This is a genomic window from Paenibacillus sp. J31P316 (assembly GCF_056269105.1).
In genome coordinates this window covers 60,350-80,820 of the sequence record NZ_JBWDNI010000018.1, presented here as the reverse complement: position 1 = coordinate 80,820, position 20,471 = coordinate 60,350, and the positions used below count along the sequence as shown (strand labels likewise).

General features: G+C 56.7%; 17 protein-coding genes. 15 read left to right on the top strand and 2 right to left on the bottom strand.

Translation table 11 applies throughout. The annotated features are described in order from the left end of the window. Nucleotides 1-32: 32 nt before the first annotated feature. Both rpiA and AC0YNU_RS28605 read left to right on the top strand, forming a co-directional pair. Nucleotides 33-695 carry a ribose-5-phosphate isomerase RpiA gene (rpiA, locus tag AC0YNU_RS28610; protein WP_475762692.1) on the top strand — a complete coding sequence of 221 codons (663 nt, stop codon included), beginning with the start codon at nt 33-35 and terminating at the stop codon, nt 693-695. A gap of 38 nt (nt 696-733) precedes the next feature. Then, nucleotides 734-1,399 (top strand): HAD family hydrolase, encoded by a 666-nt coding sequence (locus tag AC0YNU_RS28605; RefSeq protein ID WP_475762690.1) that lies wholly within the window; start codon nt 734-736, stop codon nt 1,397-1,399. A gap of 69 nt (nt 1,400-1,468) precedes the next feature. Here the strand turns inward: AC0YNU_RS28605 and sigK are convergent, their stop codons facing one another. Continuing rightward, the gene (gene sigK, locus AC0YNU_RS28600; RefSeq protein ID WP_161697496.1) at nt 1,469-2,170 is read right to left on the bottom strand and encodes an RNA polymerase sporulation sigma factor SigK; all 702 of its coding nucleotides are present in this window, start codon (nt 2,168-2,170) and stop codon (nt 1,469-1,471) included. Between the two features lie 270 nt (nt 2,171-2,440). On the opposite strand from sigK, the gene AC0YNU_RS28595 reads away from it, so the two are divergent. The 3 genes from AC0YNU_RS28595 to AC0YNU_RS28585 all read left to right on the top strand — a co-directional run bounded on the left by AC0YNU_RS28595 (nt 2,441) and on the right by AC0YNU_RS28585 (nt 7,913). Next, complete coding sequence (locus AC0YNU_RS28595; RefSeq protein ID WP_475762687.1) at nt 2,441-3,502, top strand: LacI family DNA-binding transcriptional regulator; 1,062 nt, start codon at nt 2,441-2,443, stop codon at nt 3,500-3,502. A gap of 61 nt (nt 3,503-3,563) precedes the next feature. Further along, entirely contained in the window at nt 3,564-5,348 is a 1,785-nt protein-coding gene (locus AC0YNU_RS28590; protein WP_475762825.1) for an L-fucose isomerase, read from the top strand. 105 nt (nt 5,349-5,453) lie between these two features. After that, nucleotides 5,454-7,913: a GH116 family glycosyl-hydrolase gene (locus AC0YNU_RS28585; RefSeq protein WP_475762685.1), complete on the top strand. Its 2,460-nt coding sequence runs from the start codon at nt 5,454-5,456 to the stop codon at nt 7,911-7,913. 282 nt (nt 7,914-8,195) lie between these two features. Here the strand turns inward: AC0YNU_RS28585 and AC0YNU_RS28580 are convergent, their stop codons facing one another. Continuing rightward, nucleotides 8,196-9,089: a helix-turn-helix transcriptional regulator gene (locus tag AC0YNU_RS28580; protein ID WP_475762683.1), complete on the bottom strand. Its 894-nt coding sequence runs from the start codon at nt 9,087-9,089 to the stop codon at nt 8,196-8,198. Nucleotides 9,090-9,221: 132 nt separating this feature from the next. On the opposite strand from AC0YNU_RS28580, the gene AC0YNU_RS28575 reads away from it, so the two are divergent. From AC0YNU_RS28575 to AC0YNU_RS28530, 10 genes are all read left to right on the top strand, one after another. Further along, a complete protein-coding gene (locus AC0YNU_RS28575) occupies nt 9,222-9,992 on the top strand; it encodes an SDR family NAD(P)-dependent oxidoreductase (protein ID WP_475762681.1) in 771 nt (256 codons plus the stop codon). Between the two features lie 63 nt (nt 9,993-10,055). Next, a complete protein-coding gene (locus tag AC0YNU_RS28570; RefSeq protein WP_475762679.1) occupies nt 10,056-11,057 on the top strand; it encodes a sugar phosphate isomerase/epimerase family protein in 1,002 nt (333 codons plus the stop codon). Further along, entirely contained in the window at nt 11,054-11,863 is an 810-nt protein-coding gene (locus tag AC0YNU_RS28565) for an SDR family NAD(P)-dependent oxidoreductase (RefSeq protein WP_475762677.1), read from the top strand. The genes AC0YNU_RS28570 and AC0YNU_RS28565 overlap by 4 nt, the downstream gene beginning before the upstream one ends. Further along, on the top strand, nt 11,860-12,630 hold the full coding sequence (locus AC0YNU_RS28560; RefSeq protein ID WP_475762675.1) for an SDR family NAD(P)-dependent oxidoreductase: 771 nt from the start codon (nt 11,860-11,862) through the stop codon (nt 12,628-12,630). Before AC0YNU_RS28565 ends, AC0YNU_RS28560 begins: the two co-directional genes overlap by 4 nt. A gap of 87 nt (nt 12,631-12,717) precedes the next feature. Beyond that, the gene (locus tag AC0YNU_RS28555; RefSeq protein ID WP_475762673.1) at nt 12,718-13,335 is read left to right on the top strand and encodes a TetR/AcrR family transcriptional regulator; all 618 of its coding nucleotides are present in this window, start codon (nt 12,718-12,720) and stop codon (nt 13,333-13,335) included. Between the two features lie 232 nt (nt 13,336-13,567). After that, on the top strand, nt 13,568-15,451 hold the full coding sequence (locus tag AC0YNU_RS28550; protein ID WP_475762671.1) for an LTA synthase family protein: 1,884 nt from the start codon (nt 13,568-13,570) through the stop codon (nt 15,449-15,451). Nucleotides 15,452-15,571: 120 nt separating this feature from the next. Next, the gene (locus tag AC0YNU_RS28545) at nt 15,572-16,561 is read left to right on the top strand and encodes an aldo/keto reductase (RefSeq protein WP_475762669.1); all 990 of its coding nucleotides are present in this window, start codon (nt 15,572-15,574) and stop codon (nt 16,559-16,561) included. Nucleotides 16,562-16,721: 160 nt separating this feature from the next. Next, nucleotides 16,722-18,773: a molybdopterin-containing oxidoreductase family protein gene (locus tag AC0YNU_RS28540; protein WP_475762667.1), complete on the top strand. Its 2,052-nt coding sequence runs from the start codon at nt 16,722-16,724 to the stop codon at nt 18,771-18,773. 228 nt (nt 18,774-19,001) lie between these two features. After that, complete coding sequence (locus tag AC0YNU_RS28535) at nt 19,002-19,373, top strand: IDEAL domain-containing protein (RefSeq protein WP_475762665.1); 372 nt, start codon at nt 19,002-19,004, stop codon at nt 19,371-19,373. A 165-nt stretch (nt 19,374-19,538) separates the two neighbouring features. Next, a complete protein-coding gene (locus tag AC0YNU_RS28530; protein WP_475762663.1) occupies nt 19,539-20,405 on the top strand; it encodes a helix-turn-helix transcriptional regulator in 867 nt (288 codons plus the stop codon). Nucleotides 20,406-20,471 lie beyond the last annotated feature (66 nt).

Below are 20,471 nucleotides of genomic sequence, written 5' to 3'. Positions count from 1 at the left end.
ACATAAGACATAACGACAAGGGTGAACGCAGCATGAACGCCAAACAACTCGCGGCCGAACAAGCCGTCACGCATCTTGAACACGATATGATCGTTGGACTTGGAACAGGCACGACCGCTTATTACGCCATTCAAGGCATCGCAGCCCGGGTGAAGGACGGCCTTCGCGTTCGGACCGTCGCCAGCTCGAAGCGCTCGGAAGAATTGGCGCAGCAGCTCGGCATTCCGATCGTTCCTTTCGCCTCCATAGACGCGATCGATGTCACGATCGACGGCGCGGACGAGGTCGATGAAGAGATGCATCTGATCAAAGGCGGCGGCGGAGCGCTCCTCAGAGAGAAGATTCTTGCTTCGAACAGCGCTAAATTGATTATTATCGTCGATGAATCGAAGCTTGTCCGCAAGCTGGGCCAATTTCCGCTGCCGGTAGAGATCATTCCTTTTGCTTACGAACTGACGACGAAGCAGGTACGCTCGCTGGGCTGCAATCCCTTGCTGCGGGTCGTAGACGGCAAGCCGTTCGTGTCGGATAACGGCAACTTCATTCTGGATTGCGCATTCGGCGCGATTGAACATCCTGCAGAACTAAGCGTCCAACTTCTTGCGATTCCCGGCGTTGCGGAGCACGGCTTGTTCGTGAAGATGACCGATACCGTCATTATCGGAAGCGAAGATGGCAAGGTTCGGTACTTGTAGCGGGATCTTGGTTCGGTGACCTGGGGAGGATGTCGATCATGGATAGGCAGCCCATAAAAGCGGTTTTGTTTGACTTGGACGGGACGCTGCTGAATCGAGACCGGTCGCTGGTGTCGTTTCTGGAGCTGCAATTCGAGCGTGTATCCGCTTTTCAAGCGATCGGTAAGCAAGCTTTCATTCAGCGTTTCGTCGAGCTGGACCAGAAGGGCTATGTGTGGAAGGACCGTGTCTACCAAACGCTGATCGAAGAGTGGCGGCTGGATCTCGATTGGCAGGAGCTGCTGGCCGACTACATCACTTCCTTCCAACACCATTGCATCGGATTTCCGGGATTGATTGAGCTGCTGGATGCGCTGAAGCAGCGGAATTACAAGCTTGGGGTCATTACGAACGGTTTTGGCGATTTTCAAATGAACAATATTCGCGGCTTGGGGATCGAAGGGTACTTCGACGCGATTCTCGTATCGGAAATCGAAGGCTTAAGGAAGCCGGATATTCGAATCTTCCAACTGGCAATGCAGCGGCTTGGCGCCCGGCCGGAAGAAGCGGTCTTCGTCGGCGATCATCCCGTCAATGATGTCGAAGCCAGCATGCATGCGGGCATGCTGGGCGTATGGAAGGAAGACGAAGGGCTGGGCCGTCCTGCATGCGATGCGTTAACGATCCGGGAATTGCCCGAGCTGCTTGGCATGCTCACGGCATAAGTTTCTGAAACGACAAAATCGCTGGAGAACCTCGGTTCGTCCGGCGATTTGCCTGTTCGCTTATCTTCGTTACTTCTTCGCTTTATAAAACTCATGATACAGCTTCATCAACGCCCGCTTCTCGATCCGCGATACATAGGAACGCGATATGCCGAGCTCCTTCGCGATCTCGCGCTGCGTGCGCTCTTCGCCGCCCGTAATAAGGCCGAAGCGGCCGACGACGACTTCTTTCTCGCGCTCGTCAAGAATCTCTAAATTTTTATATATTTTGCTCTTCTCGATCTTCAATTGGACGCGATCCGCCACGTCATCCGCCTCAGTGCCTAAAATGTCAATTAATGTAATTTCGTTACCCTCTTTGTCCGTGCCGATCGGATCGTGCAGGGAGACATCCTTGCGGGTCTTCTTCAGTGAACGGAGATGCATAAGTATTTCATTCTCGATGCAGCGAGCCGCAAAGGTCGCGAGCTTCGTTCCTTTTCCGGACTGGAAGCTCTCGATGGCTTTGATCAATCCGATCGTGCCGATGGAAATGAGGTCCTCTAGACCTTCTCCGGTGTTGTCGAATTTCTTGACGATGTGCGCGACAAGCCTCAGGTTATGTTCGATAAGCAAATTCCGCGACTGCTGATTGCCTTCCGCCATGAGCTGCAAATGCTTCAGTTCTTCTTCTTCCTGCAGAGGCTGGGGGAACGCGTTGTTTTTGACATACGAGACAAGCAATGACAACTGCTTAATGAACAACGCGATCGCTGCAAAAAATCCAGGCATCGTAACGGCCACCTCCATGCTGAACGGCGCATGTGAACGAACCTATTCACTTGGCCCTTTCGACTGTTCTATAGTCTATGTGGGCGACGGCCTATCCGTGCCTGTACGTCGAAATTTGCCGTATCCGGCGGCGAAGGAGTCGGATGACCCTGTGTTCGCCCGGAGGAGGCAGGCTGAAATCCTTATTGACACCTGGCAAATCCTGCAGTAATCTCTTGTATGTAATCGATTACGTAATCGTTTACATAACCAGTTAGAGGTGAATGAGGTTTGTCCAAAGCAACCATCAAACAAGTCGCGGCAGAGGCAAATGTATCGACGGCAACCGTGTCCCGCGTCTTGAACGACAGCGGCTATGTCAGTGCCGAAGTGAAAGAGCGCGTATTCGAGGTCATTGCCAGGATGAATTACCAACCGAGCGCGATCGCAAGAAGCTTGAAGCAGGACAAGACCTTCATGATCGGCATCATCGTTCCGGATATATCCAATCCTTACTTCATGGGCATTTCCAGAGGCATCGAGGACGTAGTCGGTCCGGAGGGATTTCAGTTAATGTTCTGCAGCTCCGACGAGATGCCGGAGAAGGAAGCGAGGCTGCTGCAGCTGCTGCACGAGAAACGCGTCGACGTCATCGTGCTGGCGACTTCCGGCGGCAATGTGGCGACGATTAACACGCTGCGGGACAACGGGCAGCGGATGCTGCTGGTCGACCGGCGGCTTGAAGTCGACGATGGCGAGCAAGAAAATGTAAGCGGTAACGAAGATGTCAACGGAATCGAAGACGATAGCCCGCCCTCGCTTGACTTGGTCGCGGAGGATAACGTCCGCAGCGCGTACGAATTGACGAAGGCGCTGCTGGAAGACGGCCATGTCCGCATCGGCGTCGTGAATGGGCCGACGAGGGTCAGCACGGGACGCGAGCGGCTGGAAGGGGTGCTTCGCGCCATGAAGGAGCACGGCGTGGAGGACCGACTGCTGCTCTACAGCGGAGACTTTTCCATGGAAGGCGGCATCCGCGCGGTACGGCAATTTCTCGGCGAACCCGAGAAGCCGACGGCCATCGTATCGCTGAACAATAAGATGAGCCTCGGCGTTCTGCTGGAGCTGGTCCAAAGCGGCCTGCGCATTCCGAGCGATATGGCGGTAGCCTCCTTCGGCGAGGTGGAAGCGGGTAGGCTGCTGAAGGAGCCGGGTCTGTATTACGTGGACCAGCGGCCGTACGAGATGGGCCTGCGGGCAGGCGAGCTGCTGCTCCAGCTCATTCGCGGCGAGGGCGGAGAGCGGGAAGCGGCAAGCGAGATTTTTCATCATGAGGTCATGCGAATTCATTAGCGAGCGTCAGCGTCAGTCATTCTTAACCCATTCCAAGCGAAAGAGGGATTTGAACATGAACATGCACATTGGCAACCGGCTTCAGGGCAGCCTGCCCAAGATTGGCATCCGCCCGATAATCGACGGCCGCCGCGGCGGGATCCGCGAATCGCTCGAGGACGTAACGATGGAGATGGCACGGAACGCAGCTGCGTTCCTGACGGAAAACATCAAGCATAGCAACGGGCTGCCCGTAGAATGCGTCATCGCTGACACCTGCATCGGCGGCGTAGCCGAAGCGGCAATGGCTGAGGAGAAATTCGCGCGGGCCGGCGTTGGCTTGACGATTTCGGTAACGCCATCGTGGTGCTACCCGACGGAAACGATGGACACGCATCCGACGAGACCCAAAGCGATCTGGGGCTTCAATGGTACGGAGCGTCCGGGCGCCGTTTATTTGGCCGCCGTGCTGAGCGCCCATAATCAGAAGGGGCTTCCCGCGTTCTCCATTTACGGCCGTGACGTGCAGGATATCGGCGATACGACCATTACGCCCGACGTACGGGAGAAGCTGCTGCAATTCGCCAAAGCAGGGCTCGCCGTCGCCACGATGCAAGGGAAGTCCTATCTCTCGATGGGCTCCGTGTCGATGGGGATCGCGGGCTGCATCGTCGACGAGTCGTTCTTCCAGCGCTACCTGGGCATTCGCAATGAATACGTGGACATGACGGAGTTCGTGCGCCGCATGGGACTCGGCATCTATGATCAAGCAGAATACGAGCGTGCCTTGGATTGGGTGAAGGCGAACTGCAAGGAGGGCGCCGAGGTTAATCCGGAGCATCTGCAGCGTACGGAAGAGCAGAAGGCGGGCGAATGGGAAACGGTCGTCAAAATGGCGCTCATCGCGCGCGATCTGATGATCGGCAATCCCAAATTGAACGAGATCGGCTACGGCGAGGAGGCATTCGGCCATAACGCCATCGCGGCCGGCTTCCAGGGGCAGCGCGCATGGACGGACTATTACCCGAACGGCGATTTCATGGAGGCGATTCTGACGTCTTCCTTCGACTGGAACGGCATCCGCGAGCCGTTCATGCTGGCGACGGAGAACGATACGCTGAACGGCGTTACCATGCTGTTCGGCCACCTGCTGACGAACGCCGCGCAAATCTTCGCGGATGTACGGACCTATTGGAGCCCGGACGCGGTTAGACGGGTAACCGGTCACGAATTGGAAGGCCGTGCCGCGAACGGCATCATCCATCTGATCAACTCCGGTCCTGCGGCGCTCGACGCGACGGGACGCCAGACAATCGACGGCCAGCCGGCGATGAAACCGTTCTGGGATATCACGGAACAGGAGATGACGGACTGCCTGGAGGCTACACAGTGGAGTCCTGCGGTCGACTTCTTCCGCGGCGGCGGCTTCTCGACGGACTTCACGACGCGAAGCGGCATGCCGGTGACGATGGCGCGCATCAATCTGGTGGCGGGCCTTGGACCGGTGCTGCAATTGGCGGAGGGCTACACGGTCGAGCTGCCGGACGACGTGCACGACAAGCTGGACCAACGCAGCAACCCGACGTGGCCGACGACCTGGTTCGTCCCGAATTTGACAGGAGAAGGCCTGTTCAAGGATGTCTACGCCGTCATGAACAACTGGGGCTCCAACCATGCGGCTGTCAGCTACGGACATGTCGGCGGAGAGCTCATCACGCTCGCTTCGATGCTGCGTATTCCCGTCAGCATGCATAACGTGGCGGACGACCGCGTGTTCCGCCCGAGCATGTGGAGCGCTTTCGGCGGCATGGATCCAGTCGGCGCGGATTTCCGCGCATGCCAGACGCTGGGACCGCTTTATCGTTAAACGGCGTATAGCCGGGTCGGGTAACGCTGGCTAGCTAGCTGGCCTGACTATCGAAGCTTAGATGATTCCGAATTGACTATTCATGCGGAAAGCGACGGTGTTCTCATGATCGGATCGAAAGAACGGCTTTATACGGACAATAGTCAGCGCACGTACCCGGGAGCGGCGAAGGAAGCGCGCTTTCCGCTCGGCGGCATCGGTACGGGCAACATCTCCCTCGGCAGCCGAGGCGAGCTGAGGGACTGGGAAATTTTCAATCTTCCGGCCAAGGGCACCTACATGCCGAATACGTTCTTCGCTATTCGCGTCGAACAGGAGGGACGTCAGCCCGTTGCCAAAGTGCTGGAATCGAAGCTGCTCCCGCCGCATGCGCTCTCGCACGGCTATCATCCGCTTACGGGTGCCGGACTGCCTCGGCTGGATGAATCCGAGCTGATCGGCACGTATCCGATGGCGCGCGTCGTCTTCCGCGACGGTGACCTGCCGGTTCATGTGGAGCTGGAGGCGTTCACGCCGATGATTCCGCTCGACCCGGAGAATTCAGGCATCCCCGCGGCATCGCTGACGTATCGGGTCACGAACGCCAGCGACCGTCCTGCAGAGGTTGTGATCGCGGGCTCGCTGATCAATCCCGTGGGCGGCTTGAAGTACGACAAGTTCGGCAACCTGCACCATCAGATGCCGTGCGGCCAGAACGTGAATGCCTTCCGTCAAGATGCAGATGTATCAGGACTGGTGCTGTCCTCCGAGAAATGGGCAGCCGGGGAGTTGAACTACGGCAATCTGGCGCTTCAGACAACCAACGCGAGCCTGACGGTCAAACGGGCATGGCTGCGCGGCGCCTGGTATGATTTTCTGCAGGAGTTCTGGGATGATTTCACCGAAGACGGCCGACTGACGGATCTCGGCTACGAGACGCCGTCGGAGGAGCATAAGACGGATACCGGCTCGCTGGGCATCATCGAAACGCTCTTGCCCGGCGAGACGAAGGAATTTCAATTCGCGTTGTCCTGGTACTTTCCGAACCGGATCAACGGCTGGTACGACCGTGTCATGGATACCCGGCCCGGTCATGAGACGATCCGCAACCATTACGCAACGCGCTTCGGCAGCGCGTGGGAAGCGGGCGCTTACCTGCTGAATAACTTGGATCAGTTACGCGGGCGGACGATCGCGTTCCGGGACGCGCTGTTCGGCACGACGCTGCCCGGCTATGTCATCGACGCGTTGGCCGGCAATATGCCCGTACTTCGCAGCACGACCTGCTTCTGGCTCGAGAACGGCAAATTCCTCGGCTTCGAAGGCACCTTCGACGACGAAGGCTCTTGCGAGGGCAGCTGTACGCATGTATGGAATTACGAGCAGACGCTGGCCTTCCTGTATCCGTCGCTCGAGCGGACGATGCGCCGCGTCGAGTTTATGGAGGAGGTCGACGCATCCGGCAAAATGGCGTTCCGTGCCATGAGCATGTTTAACTGCGAATGGCGCTGGGGCGGCTATACCGGACCGGCTGCCGCGGATGGGCAGCTTGGCGCCGTCATGCGGGTATTCCGGGAATGGAAGCTCTCCGGCGATACCGAGTTTCTGAGGGAGCTGTGGCCTAACGTGAAGCTGGCGTTGGATTACGCCCTCATCCATTGGGATCACGACGGAGACGGCGTTATGGAAGGCGAGCAGCACAATACGTACGACATCGAATTCTACGGCCCGAATCCGCTGACGGGGATTATGCTGCTCGGCGCATTGAGAGCCGGCGAAGCGATGGCCGGCGGCCTTGGCGACCAAGAAGCAGCGGAACGTTACGGCCGCACGGCATCGTCCAGTGCCAAGCGGCTCAGCGAGCTGACGTGGAACGGCGAATATTTCGTGCAGGTGCTGGACGACGTGAATGCGCACAAATACCAGCACGGCATCGGTTGTCTGTCGGACCAGCTGCTGGGCCAGCAGCTGGCCCATCTGTACGGCCTGGGCCATCTAATGGAAGAGGATCGGCTCAAGAGCGCGATTCAAGCCATATTCAGGCACAATTTCAAACAGGATTTCAAGGATCACGTGAACTGCCAGCGGGTGTACGCGCTTCATGACGAGCAGGGACTCGTGCTCTGCTCCTGGCCGAACGGCGGCCGGCCGAAGCTGCCGTTCGTTTACTCGGACGAGGTGTGGACCGGCATCGAATATCAGGTCGCGACGAACCTCGTTTACGAGGGCTTCGTCGAAGAGGGGCTGACGATCGTGAAAGCGGTCCGAGACCGGCAGGACGGCTACCGGCGCAATCCGTGGAACGAAGTGGAATGCGGACACCATTACGCCAGGTCGATGTCGAGCTGGGGGCTGTTGATCGCGTTTGCTGGCTTCGAGTTCGATATGGCGGCAGGTACGATGTCGTTTAAGCCCGCGACGTCGGACGAAGCGTATACTACGTTCTGGAGCACCGGCAAAGGCTGGGGCGTATACAGGCAGGCCATTGATCCGATCAGCGGTAGCCTGGTCCCTCAAATTGATGTGCTCGGGGGCGATATGAGCGGCGTGCGCGTTCATGCCTGCGGCACGACTATTCAGTTGTAGCCCATCCCATGCTAAGCTTTATGGTTGTTCCCGGCATCCCGTCCGGGGCGACCGTTACCTTTATTAGAAGCAAACTTCCGAAAAAAAGCCTGCCTCGAGCAATCGAGGCAGGCTTTTTGGGCTATGCAGTGCTTTGCGGACATATCGTACTAGTAGCTGCATTGCTTGGCACACTGTACTCCACAGACTATGTTCCAGAGCATCGTGTTCCTCAGCTTATGCTCCAAAGCACCGTATACCAAAGCCTATGCTCCAAAGCCCCGTGAACCGCGGCTTTCGATCTTAGATCATGCGCGCCAACTTCCGGAACTGCAGCGCGCTCATCCCTTCCCAGCGCTTGAAGATCCGGCTGAAATAATGAAAGTCCTCGTAGCCGATCGCGCCGGCAATCCATTCGATCGTATGATCGGTTTCGCGCAGCAGCCGCTTCGCTTCCTGGTGGCGGATGGACTGAACGAATTTGTTCGGCCCGACGCCCATCAGCGCTTTGAACTGCCGGCTCATGTAATCCTCGTGGACAAGCACGTATTTGGCCATTTCGGCGCAGGTCCAGTTGCGGCTGCAATGCTGCCGGATTTCCTCCGCCAACGCGTACAGCCGCTCCTCGTATTTGGGCAGCGGCTGGCGACCGGCTTCGTTCCCGTGGCGGACCAGCAGCGTGAAGAGATGCAGCAGCATCGCCTTGCAGGCTGCATCGTAACCGGGTCGCCGCTCGTTCCATTCCTGCACGATGCCTTCCAGCAGCGACACGATCCGCCCGGAGACGACGGGATACAGATAATCGGGCAGGAGCGGCTTTTCTTGCAGATAAGGGACCGCGCTGAAGGCGAGCGGATTGATCTGCTGTTCGTCTACGATAATGTTGTGGCTGGCGGGAGCGCCGTCGAAAAAATCAAAATGGACTCCGATCAGCTCGGCATGCGGTTCCGAACGGACCTCGACGACATGCGGCTCCCATGGCGGGAGCACGATCAGCGCGCCCGATCGGGCAAGATACGCCTCTCCGCCGATCGTTGCGCGAATCTCGCCATGCTTGACGAAGAGCAGCTCGAAATCGTAAATACGCCGGTTCCACTGATAAGCGGGCGTACGGACATGATGTTGGGCCCAGTGGATGACCGGCGATAAATCACGCAGCGCGGAAGGCTTTGGAATGGAATAGGAAGGTATATCCATAGACGTCACCACCGTTGGCAGATTTACGGAAAAATCCAAAAAACGATCCTTTTTATGTAAATCCAAGCGGATAGCTGAATGGTACCATGTAAGCGCATTCTCTTACAAGCGTACGAAAGGGCGGATATCACAATGAACGTACAGCGATTGTTTCAATTAAACGGTCAAGTCGCCGTAATTACGGGAGGCGCGGGCGGTCTCGGATTTATCATGGCTCAGACGCTTGCGGGCGCCGGGGCGGCGGTCGTGCTGACGAGCCGGACGCTCGCAAGAGCGGAAGAAGCGGCGCTTAGCCTGCGGGAAGAGACGGGAGCGGAAGCGTTCGCGCTGGAAGCCGACATCGCTTCCGCCAGCGGCGCGGCGGCTATGGTCAATGCGGTCATGGAGCGATTCGGCCGTATCGATATTCTGATCAACAACGCCGGCATGAATATCCGCAAACCGATCGAGGAGTACGACGAAGCCAGCTGGGATCTCGTCATGAACGCGAATTTGAAGTCGCCCTATCTGTGCGCGCGTGCCGTAACGCCGATCATGAAGGAACAGAAGCACGGCCGCATCATTAACATCGCGTCCATGTTGGGCGCCGTTGGATTGCCGGAGCGCTCGGCGTATTGCGCCAGCAAGGGCGGCGTTATCCAACTGACCAAGGTACTTGCGCTCGAGCTCGCGCCTTGGAGCATTACGGTCAACGCCCTTTGCCCGGGCCCGATCGCGACGGAGCTGAACACCGTCGTCATGTCCAATCCGGAGGCGAATCGGTTCTTCATCGATCAGATCGCGCTCGGCCGCTGGGGCAGGCCGGAGGAGATCGCTGGCCCGATTCTCTATCTGGCCTCCGACGCATCCAGCTTCATGACGGGAGCGGCGCTCACCGTCGACGGCGGCTGGACGGCGAAATAAAGACAAGCATTCCGGTTCGATTATTTGATCATCGATCTTATCCATACAAAAGGAGTGAACGGTATGCGTATCGGTCTATCCATGTACGGCACCACGTACGCGATGGGGCTCCATCCCCGTTCGGGAAAGCCTGCTCTGACCGCGGAAAGCGTCATTGCCTGGTCGCTCGGCGCCAATCTGCAAGGCGTCGAGCTACCGGAAGGCATTCTTGCCGCTTCCGATCTTCCGGCGATCGCCGAGCTGACCCGGGAGAAGGGGTTCTACGTAGCGGTCGCATCCGGCGGCTATGACCCCGCCAAGCTGGGGGAAGCGTGCCGGCTTGCGGCAGCGAGCGGGGCACGGATCGTGCGAACTGTAGCTGGAGGGGCGCGAATCGGCGGCGACCGTCGGCATATAGCCGGGAGCTGGGGAGCCTTCATGAAGGAAGTGCGGGAAGGGCTGACGGCGGCTGTCCGTATCGCCGAGCGCGAAGGCGTGACGATCGCCTTGGAGAATCACCAGGATCTCGCCTCCGAGGAGCTGCTCTGGCTGTGCGAGTCCATCGCTTCCCCGAATTTCGGCCTCACCCTCGATACCGGCAACCCGCTTGCGACCGCGGAAGAACCCGTCGAATTTGCCCGTCGGATCGCGCCGTATATCAAGAACGTGCATCTCAAGGACTATTGGATCTATCCAAGCGAAGAAGGTTATCGGCTCGTCCGCTGTCCGCTGGGACAAGGCGTGGTCGATTTTCCGGCTTTGGTGTCGCTGTTCCGTCGATCCGGAATGCCGGACCTGCCGATGTCGATCGAGATCGGCGCGCTGGAAGCGCGTCATATCCGCGTGCTCGCCGACGATTATTGGCCGGCGTATCCGGAACGTTCCGCTCGGCAGCTGGTTGAATTGCTGCGGTTCGTCCGCGCGAACAGCAAGCCCGCAGCGGATTGGCGGACGCCGCATGAGCGCGAAGCGGCGCCCGGCGACGTGATCGCGTACGAACGTTCACAGCTCCGTTCAAGCATCGCTTACATGCAGTCTCTGTTAGAGGAAGTCGATTCGAGCGAATCCGAGGAGGCGTTCTTATGATCATCGATTTGAACGGAAAAGTAGCGATCGTAACCGGAGCGGGAAGAGGAATCGGCAGGGAAATCGCGTTGACGCTTGCCCGGGAAGGGGTTAAGACGGTCGCGCTGGATATCCGCCAGGAGCAGCTGGCCGAGCTTGGCGACCTGTTTGCGGAGCGCGGTTACGAAGGCGCGCAATATATTTGCGACGTTCGGGATGGCAGCCGCGTATTGGAAGTTGTACGGGAAGTGAGCGAGCTATTCGGCCGCATCGATATTTTGGTCAACAACGCCGGCGTAGCGAGCGGCGGCATCGTGGAAACGCTGGGCGAAGACGTGTGGGATGCGAACCTGGACATCAATTTGAAGGGTACTTTCCTGATGTGCAAAGCCGTAGCCCCGATCATGAAAGCGCAGCAGCAGGGACGAATTCTGAATGCGGCTTCGTTTGCCGCGATCATCCCTTCTTACGGAAGTGCCGCGTACGCCTCCTCCAAGGCGGCGGTCAAACAGTTCACGCGCGTGCTGGCCGGAGAGCTCGGGCCTTGGAACATTACGGTCAACTGCTACTCCCCGGGAATGATTCCGACCGATATGAATCACTTCGCGGAGCTTAGCGAGGAACGTCAGAATCGTCTGCTCGATACGCTGACGCTTCGCCGCTGGGGAAGCAAGGAAGATGTAGCGAATCTGATCTGCTTCTTGTCGTCGGAACTGGCCGCTTACATTACCGGTACGATGATCGACGTCAGCGGCGGCAAGCTGGCGACGCAAATTCCGGGCATTGCGTACGAGGCGGCTTCTCAGAGGGATGTGAAGTCGCGATGATGGGAATCGACATCGCCGGCAAGCTGGTGATCGTAACCGGCGGCTCCCAAGGTATAGGCAGAGCCATCGTGGAGCGATTCGCGCAGTTCGGCGCACGACCCGTCATTGCGGACGTAGACGAGGCAGGCGTCGGGACCGCGCGGCAGCTGTGCGAAGCAGGTCATGAAGCGTATTTTGTTCGCTGCGACGTATCCAGCTATGACGACATCCAGGCGCTGGCAGCTGAAGTAAAGGCGAAGCACGGGCCGGTTCATGCGCTCGTCAACAATGCGGGTATTTTTCCGCGGGCGGATCTTCTTCATACGGATGAAGCGTTCTGGGAGCGATTGATGGGTATTAACTTGAAGGGAGCCTACATGATGTGTCAGGCGTTCGTGCCCGGGATGATCGTGCAAGGCGGCGGGAGCATCGTTAACATCGGTTCTACGCATGCCAGAAGCGGCGAGCCTGCGGCGATGGCGTATGCGGTATCCAAGGGCGGCCTGATTACGCTGACGAGGAATTTGGCCAAAGGCTTTGCGAAGCACGGCATTCGCGTCAACTGCGTACAGCCGGGCTGGGTTGCATCGGAAGGGGAGACGTCGAGATTGCGAGCCGAAGGGGTCGACCCCGACAAGCTGTTCGCCGACGTTTCCGCGCGGCTGCCGATGGGGCGCATTCAGACGGGGCAGGACATTGCGGACAGCGTGATCTTCATGGCTTCGTCGATGAGTCTGCACGTGACCGGCCAAGTGCTGACGGTAGACGGCGGATCGAGTCTGCGGTGACCGTCATCTTAAGGATTGACAGAACGAGCGGGCCGGGACTATACTTCTCACTGTACGATCGTTCAACGAAAGCTGGAGGTAACGGAAATGGCGCAGCTCAGTCGAAAAGAACAAGCAGTCGCAACCAGAGAGAAGTTACTAGATACCGCTAAAAATCTTTTCGCCGAGATGGGCTATCACGGAACTCCGGTTCGTGCGATCACGAGACAGATTCAGAAGGGCGATGGCATTCTCTATCATTATTTTCCCGGCGGGAAGCAAGAGATCATGTCTGTTCTGCTGCGGGAAAGTTTTGAGCATCGCGTCCTCGAAATCAAACAGCTAACGCATGAGACGATCGAACATCTTCCGCTTCGCGAAGCGCTGCTCGTCGTCATGAAGAAGATCTATGAATTGTTTCTCGACGATCTCGACCTCATGCGTATTTTGTTCCGCGAGAACGATCTGCTAGATTTGGAGGAAGCGAAGCAATTGTCCGTCATGATGTCCGAGCGGGTAGAATCGATCGCCGACTTCTTAAGGCGCAGGCATGCCAAGGGAGAAATTCGATCCATGAATTTCACGCTGGCGGCCCGCCAATTGCTGTCGATGTGGATGCAGTATATTTTCAGCTCCATTATCGGCATTAAAGTAGTGTCGGAGCCGGATGTTTCGGCCTACTTGGAAGAAATGGTCGATTTCACGGTCAGTCTCTGGCAGACGTGACGGAGAGATAATCAGCTGTGCGCATGAAACGCCGCATGAGGCTTCGTACGCGGCAAGGGTTCATTGGAAGAAACTCGCTACGCTGCCCGGGAGGGCGGCGGCAGCCGTTTCTTCTTCTTCGTTTCAGCTGACCCGTCGTCTATCAATCGGAAGTATACTTAAGAAGTTTCGTACGATCTGCAGCACAGGTCCGAGGGGCTTCACAATCAAAGTCATGAAGGTGATGAAAGGGATGTTTTGGTCTAATCTGTTAAGCCGGCGTTTTCTGCTGTTCACGCTGCTCTTGTTAATTAAAGGCAGCCTCGTCATGTATGTCGTGTTCGACATCGGATTCTCATGGGAAACGATCGTTACGGAACTTCCGTTCATATGGATCGTATTCTGCTGCCTCGAGCTGTTCGCTTCGAAGCGGAAAGCACTTTATTATTTAATATCCGATTTGTTAATTACGCTGCTCTATTTCACGGTCGTCATGTATTACAAATATTATGGCGTTATCGTTACGTATCATGCGCTCCATCAAGCCGATAAAGTAACGAAGGTAGGCGAGAGCACGTACTCCCTGCTGGATCCGTACTACCTGCTGTTCTTCGTCGACGTCATCATATTGGCGGTCGTTATGTTCTGGCAGAAGAGAAAGAAGAAGTACCAGAATACGTATTCGGTCGGCAGAAGCGTTCGTCCTGCCCGAAAAGCAACGCTGTATGCCATGATCATCGCTTCGCTGATGGTCTGCGTGTTCAATGTTTGGCCGAACCGCGCAAGCATGAACGAGAACAAGCAAGCCGCGGATATGGGCATCCTCAATTACGAGGTGTTCACGCTTCTCTCGGATTCCACGGAGAAGGACGTTGTCCAGCCGATGGATCAAATTACGCAAGCCAATATCGACGCGCTTAAAGGCGTGCAGCAAACAACGGCGCCTAAAAACTTCGGTGCCGCCAAAGGCAAGAATCTCATTATCCTGCAGATGGAATCCTTCCAGGATTTCTTGATTGGCTTGAAAATCGACGGTCAGGAAGTAACGCCGAACTTGAACAAACTGGTTCAGGAAACCTTCCACTACGATCGCTTCTATACGATGGTCGGCCAAGGCACGACGTCCGATGCCGAGTATGTCGTGAATACGTCGCTGTACGTTCCGCATCACGAAGCGGCGACGGATACCTACGTCGACAAGGCGCTGCCTAGCTTGCCCAAACTGCTTCACGCGAACGGCTACGATACGGCGACGTTCCATACGAACGAGGTTCATTTCTGGAATCGGAACAACCTGTACGCGGCAATCGGCTGGGACAAATATTACGACCAGAAGTTCTACGGCGACGAGGATCACATCGCGTTCGGCTCCTCCGACGAGGTGCTGTACGAGAAGACGATTCCGGAGCTGGTGCGAATGGATCAATCCGATAAACCGTTCTACGCACAGGTCATTTCCATGAGCGCGCATCACCCGTATCATATTCCGGAATCGAAATACAAAATGACGCTGCCCGAAAACATGGAAGGCACGCTGGTAGGCAACTATATCCATGCGCAAAACTACGCGGATTATGCCCTCGGCTCTTTCATTCAAGGTTTGAAAGACAGCGGACTCTGGGATGACAGCATCATTGTTATGTATGGTGACCATCAAGGGCTTCCGATATACTCGCTGAGCGGGGACGAGAAAGATATGCTGAAGGACATGCTGGGACATGAATACGGCTATCCCGATATGTTCCGCATTCCGCTGATCCTGAGCGTGCCTGGCGTGACGTATCCGTCCGTGCAGCACGATGTCGGCGGCCAGATCGATATTTTGCCGACCGTGACGAACCTGCTTGGCGTATCGACGTCGAACCAAATTCATTTCGGTCAGGATTTGTTCAACCAAACGTCCAATGTCCTGCCGATGCGGCATTTCCTCCCGTCTGGCTCGTTTATTTCGGACGAGAGCGTGTTCCTGCCGGGCAAAGGGTTCGAGGACGGCACGAACTTCCCGCTGCCGGGCGAAACCGAGACGACGCCTGTGACGGAATCGCAGTACGAGCGTGCGCTGAAGCTGCTGAATCTATCGGACAGCTACGTGACGTATCTGCCTAATAAAGACGGAAGCGCGTCGGATACGAAATAACGGACGCAACGCGACCCGAACGAAATAAATTGCCGGTCCCTCCTGAGTATGTCATCATGAAGAGGCAATTGTTGGTTGTGCATCATGAACTAGACCGATTGAACGGGAGGGATTGTGAACATGCAGTACAGAACAATACCGGGCACCGATCTGAATGCCGCAGTCATCGTTATGGGGACTGCCGGCTTCGGCGGCGGCATGTCGGAGGAGGACGCGTTTCGGCTGTTCGACTTGTACGTCGAACTGGAAGGTAACTTCTTCGACACGGCGCTCGTTTATGACGATTGGCTGAATAAAGGCGTAAGCTTGACGGAAATCCGGATCGGCAAGTGGTTGAAGGAACGCGGCAACCGCGAGCAGCTCGTGCTCGCTACCAAGGGCGGACATCCGGATTTGGCTACGATGCATATCGGAAGGCTCGGAAAGAACGATATCGTTGCGGACGTCGATCGGAGCTTGGCGCAGCTGCAAACGGATTATATCGATTTATATTGGCTGCACCGCGACGATCCTTCGATACCGGTTGACGGGATCATGGATGCGCTGCATGAGCAGGTCCAAGCCGGCAAAATCCGCAGCATCGGCTGCTCCAACTGGACCGTGGAGCGTATCGCTCAAGCTCAGGCATATGCCAGCGCCAACGGCCTTACGCCGTTTGTCGCGAGTCAGCCGTTATGGAATCTTGCGGTGCTCAACCCCGACTCGATCGGGGACAAGACGACGGTGGCGATGTCGGAGTCGGACAAGCGTTATTACGAGGAGACGGGATTGACCGTGATCCCGTATTCCTCGCAGGCGAACGGCTTCTTCAGCGGCCGATACGCCCGTGGCCTTGAAGCAGGGAACCAAGGTAGCGCCTCTACGGTAGCTCGCCATTATTTCAACGAATCCAGCTTCGATCGGCTGGACCGCGTGCAGTCACTTGCATCAGAGCTGGGTACGACCGGTTCCGCGATAGCTCTCGCGTACTTGACTTCGCAGCCGTTCCCCGTGTTCCCGATTATCGGGGCGACGAAGCCGGAGTATGTGAAGGAAAGCTGTGCGGCGGGCGATCTGACCCTGACCCCGGAGCAAGTGGCATATTTGGAAACAGGCTTGAAATCATCGTAATCATGACAGAAAGTCTGCCTGACCCTACGGTCCGGTAGACTTTTTTTGTTTTTTCCAGACCTGGCCGATACGTAAGAGACTCGTGACGGTTTGTCGTGAGCGTGGTCAATCCCTTATACTGAAACTATCGAAAGCGCGAAGATGGGGAAGGAGAGACGGCATGAGCAGCTACACAGAACAGGCAAACGGCGTATTCCCGTCCGTTTGCTCCTTGGATTGTCCCGACCAGTGCGGTCTCCTCATTCATAAGCAAGATCATAAGATCGTGAAGATTGAAGGCGACCCGTCGCATCCCGTAACGCAAGGGGCGATATGCAATAAAGTCCGCAACATGACCGCCCGGATCTACGACGAGAAGCGGCTGCAGTACCCGCTCCGGCGGACCGGACCTAAGGGCAGCGGTCAATTCGAGCGAATCAGCTGGGAGGAGGCGATCGACGAGATGACCTCCCGCTGGAAGAAGCTGATCGCGGAAGAAGGACCGGAATCGATCCTGCCTTACAGCTTCTACGGCAACATGGGCCGAATCAATACGGAAGGGATGGGCCGGCGCTTCTTCAACCGGATGAACGCAAGCCGATTGATTTATTCCATCTGTGAGGCTGCAGGCACTGTAGGGTACGGATTTACGATGGGCGGCAGCTACGGCATAGATCCCGAGGATACGGTTCATGCCAAGCTGATCATCATGTGGGGCGTCAATGCGGTCAGCACGAACATGCATCAGGTTACGCTTGCGGAGAAAGCGCGCAAGAACGGCGCCAAAGTCGTCGTCATCGACGTGCATCGCAACCGGACTGCCAAGTGGGCAGATTGGTTCATTCCGATTCAGCCGGGAACGGATGCCGCGCTGGCGCTCGGCATGATGCATGTCCTGTTCGCCGAGCATTTGGCGGACGAAGCGTTCATGGCGCAATATACCGTCGGATATGAAGAGCTCCGGGAGCATGTTAAAGCCTACACGCCGGAGACCGTGTCCTCCATCACCGGCGTGCCGGCCGAGGATATTGTCAGTCTGGCGCGGATGTATGGGGACGTCGACGGGGCAGCATTCATCCGAATTGGCAACGGACCGCAGCATCACGATAACGGCGGCATGACGACCCGGACCATCTCCTGCCTGCCGGCGCTGACCGGACAGTGGCTGAAGAAGGGCGGCGGCGCCATCAAGGGCAACGGCGGTCATCTAGCCTTGAACCGCAGTGCGCTCGAGCGCTCCAATCTGAAACCGAAGGATGCGGCTCACCCGCGATCCATCAATATGAATCTCATCGGCAGCGCCCTGCTGGAGCTGGAACAGCCGATCTCTTCGTTGTACGTCTATAACGCGAATCCGGCGGTCGTCGCACCGGAAGCAGGCAAAGTGAGAGTGGGGCTTGCCCGAGACGATTTGTTCACGGTCGTGCATGAGCTGTTCTTGACCGAAACGGCCATGTACGCGGATATCGTGCTGCCGGCGACGTCCGCATTCGAGAATACGGATCTGTATTCGTCCTATTGGCATCATTATTTGCAAATCCAAGAGCCGGTTATCGCGCCTTACGGCGAAAGCAAGTCCAACACGGACGTATTCCGGATGCTGGCGCAAGCGATGGGCTATGAAGACGAAGCGCTGCAAGACAGCGATCTCGCCATGATCGGGCAAGCGCTCGACAATCCGAACAATCCTAATTTGCATGGCATTACCGCCGCGCTTCTCCAGGAGAAGCAATTTGCCAAAGCCGACGTCAAGCCGATCCTGCCAGGTAAGCTTCGTACGCCCAGCGGACGAATTGAGCTGTACTCCGCGTCCATGGAGCGGCAAGGTTTCCCTGCGCTGCCGACCTATGTGCCGCTTGTGGATGACGGTCCGTATCCGTTCCTCTTCATACCGACGGTCAATCATAACTTCCTGAACTCGACCTTCTCCCACAACGGGAAGCATGTGGCGATGGAGAAGAGCCCCAAGCTGTACATGAATGCTGCGGATGCCGACAGCCTTGGCATTCAAGACGGCGATGCGGTTCGGGTATGGAATGGACGCGGCGAATGCGAGCTGACGGCCGTGGTCGGGGAAGATGTGCTGCCAGGCGTCGTCGTCAGCCAAGGGTTGTGGGCGGATGGCACGGAGCGTAAGGCGGTCGTGAATGCGCTGACGCCCGACCGTGTCGCGGATATGGGTCAAGGAGCGACGTTCTTCTCGGGACGCGTCGGCGTGGCGCGGGCGGTATAAAGCGCTGGCTGGACAATCTGCAAAACCACGCTTTACTTTAGTTAGTTGCTTGACATTATTAACTGTAACAATTATAATTACAGTAACAAGGAACGGGACGACTGATCAAGCAACTGCTTGCGAAACGTCCTCTTCTCTCGCCTATACTGTAATGGATTCAAGTACAGTTTTGAAAGGCAGCTATAGGTAGACGAAGTCTTTTTATATTTCGAAAGGGTGGTGCTGACGATGCGTTATGCAATCAGTGATTGGGTGCAAGGAAGAACGAGAGACGGAGAGCTTGTCCAAGGATTTATCACATCGATTAATGATACGCAGACTGCTGCAGGCGTGTATGTCGTTCAATCTGATCATGATGCAGCGGTTGGCACGACGGCAGCGGTACCGAGTCACTGGCTGCGTGAGGTTCCGACGCTGCAGGTGTTGGACTACGAAGAGGCGGTTCGCAGTTTGATTGAACTCGCGCTTGCTACTCGGGACGAGGAATGGTTCGCGGAGCTGACAGAACAGCTGCACGCGCTCGAGCAGAATGGGAACGGCCGTGACGAGAACGCGCCGGCTCTGAACAGCCAAAATCGCCTTGGTCGAATCCACGGATAACGAGCGCGGCATGCGCCATAGCAATAGGAATCGCAAATTTACGTCGTTTACGCGATAGCGTTAGGCCGGAATGGTTCATTCCGGTCTATTCGCCGTTTTCTTCTTGGCGTAAAATGAACGTAGAGGCAAGCGTTTTCCATGTTATTTCCACCAGGAGGCATCCGTATGACATTTCGGCTACTCATGCGTGATCGACCATTGCGCGTTGAACATATTACGACCGATCGTCAGCAGAACCGCAAAGGGACGCTGAACAGCCGCCATCGGCATCCCGTCTTTCATGTCATGTATATTACGGACGGCGAAGGCCGATTTCTCGTGAACGACCGCCAGACGCGCGCTTTGCCTGGACTGTTGTATATTATCAATCCGGACGAGTGGCATCAGTTTCACGGCGACGAGGCGAATCCGCTGCATAATTTGGAATGCACCTTCATCGTCCGGGGCGAAAGGTTGGAACCCGAGACCGAAAACTTCTTCGATTGGTTTGAAGAGAAGCGGGGCATTGCCGTTCCGCAGGCATACCGCGATGAGCCCATTGCCGTGCCGGCACAGCTGCAGCCTTTTCTGCTGGAGGGCTTCAACCGTCTGCTCGATCCCGGCAATCGCTTCGTTACGGAAGAGCATCGATCGCTTATGGTGGCCGATTTGCTGCTGCGCGTGGAGGAGCTGCTGTGGCAGCTTCTCACGTCGAGGGGCGATCAGGGTCGCGTTGGTGGAGCGAAAGAAGTCGCAGTGCTGCAGCGGTATATGGCCGCCCATCTGGGCGAGACCATTCATCTGGAGCAGTTGGCCGAGCTGGTCCATTGGACGCCTAATTATTTGTGCCGCGTATTCAAAACGCATACCGGCATGACGCCGATGGCGCAGCTGCAGTCGCTCCGGATGGCGGAAGCGGAGAAGCTGCTGCTGTATACGGATTATCCTGTATTCACGATATCGGAAATGCTGGGCTATGAAGATCCGTCCTATTTTGCCCGCTTATTCCGTCGGCACCGCAAACGAGCGCCAAGCGATTATCGAAAAGGATAAGATCGTCCGCAGCTCCGATTGTTTTGTATCTTCAAGGCGGTCCAGGCTGCTGATAACATAGTGGCA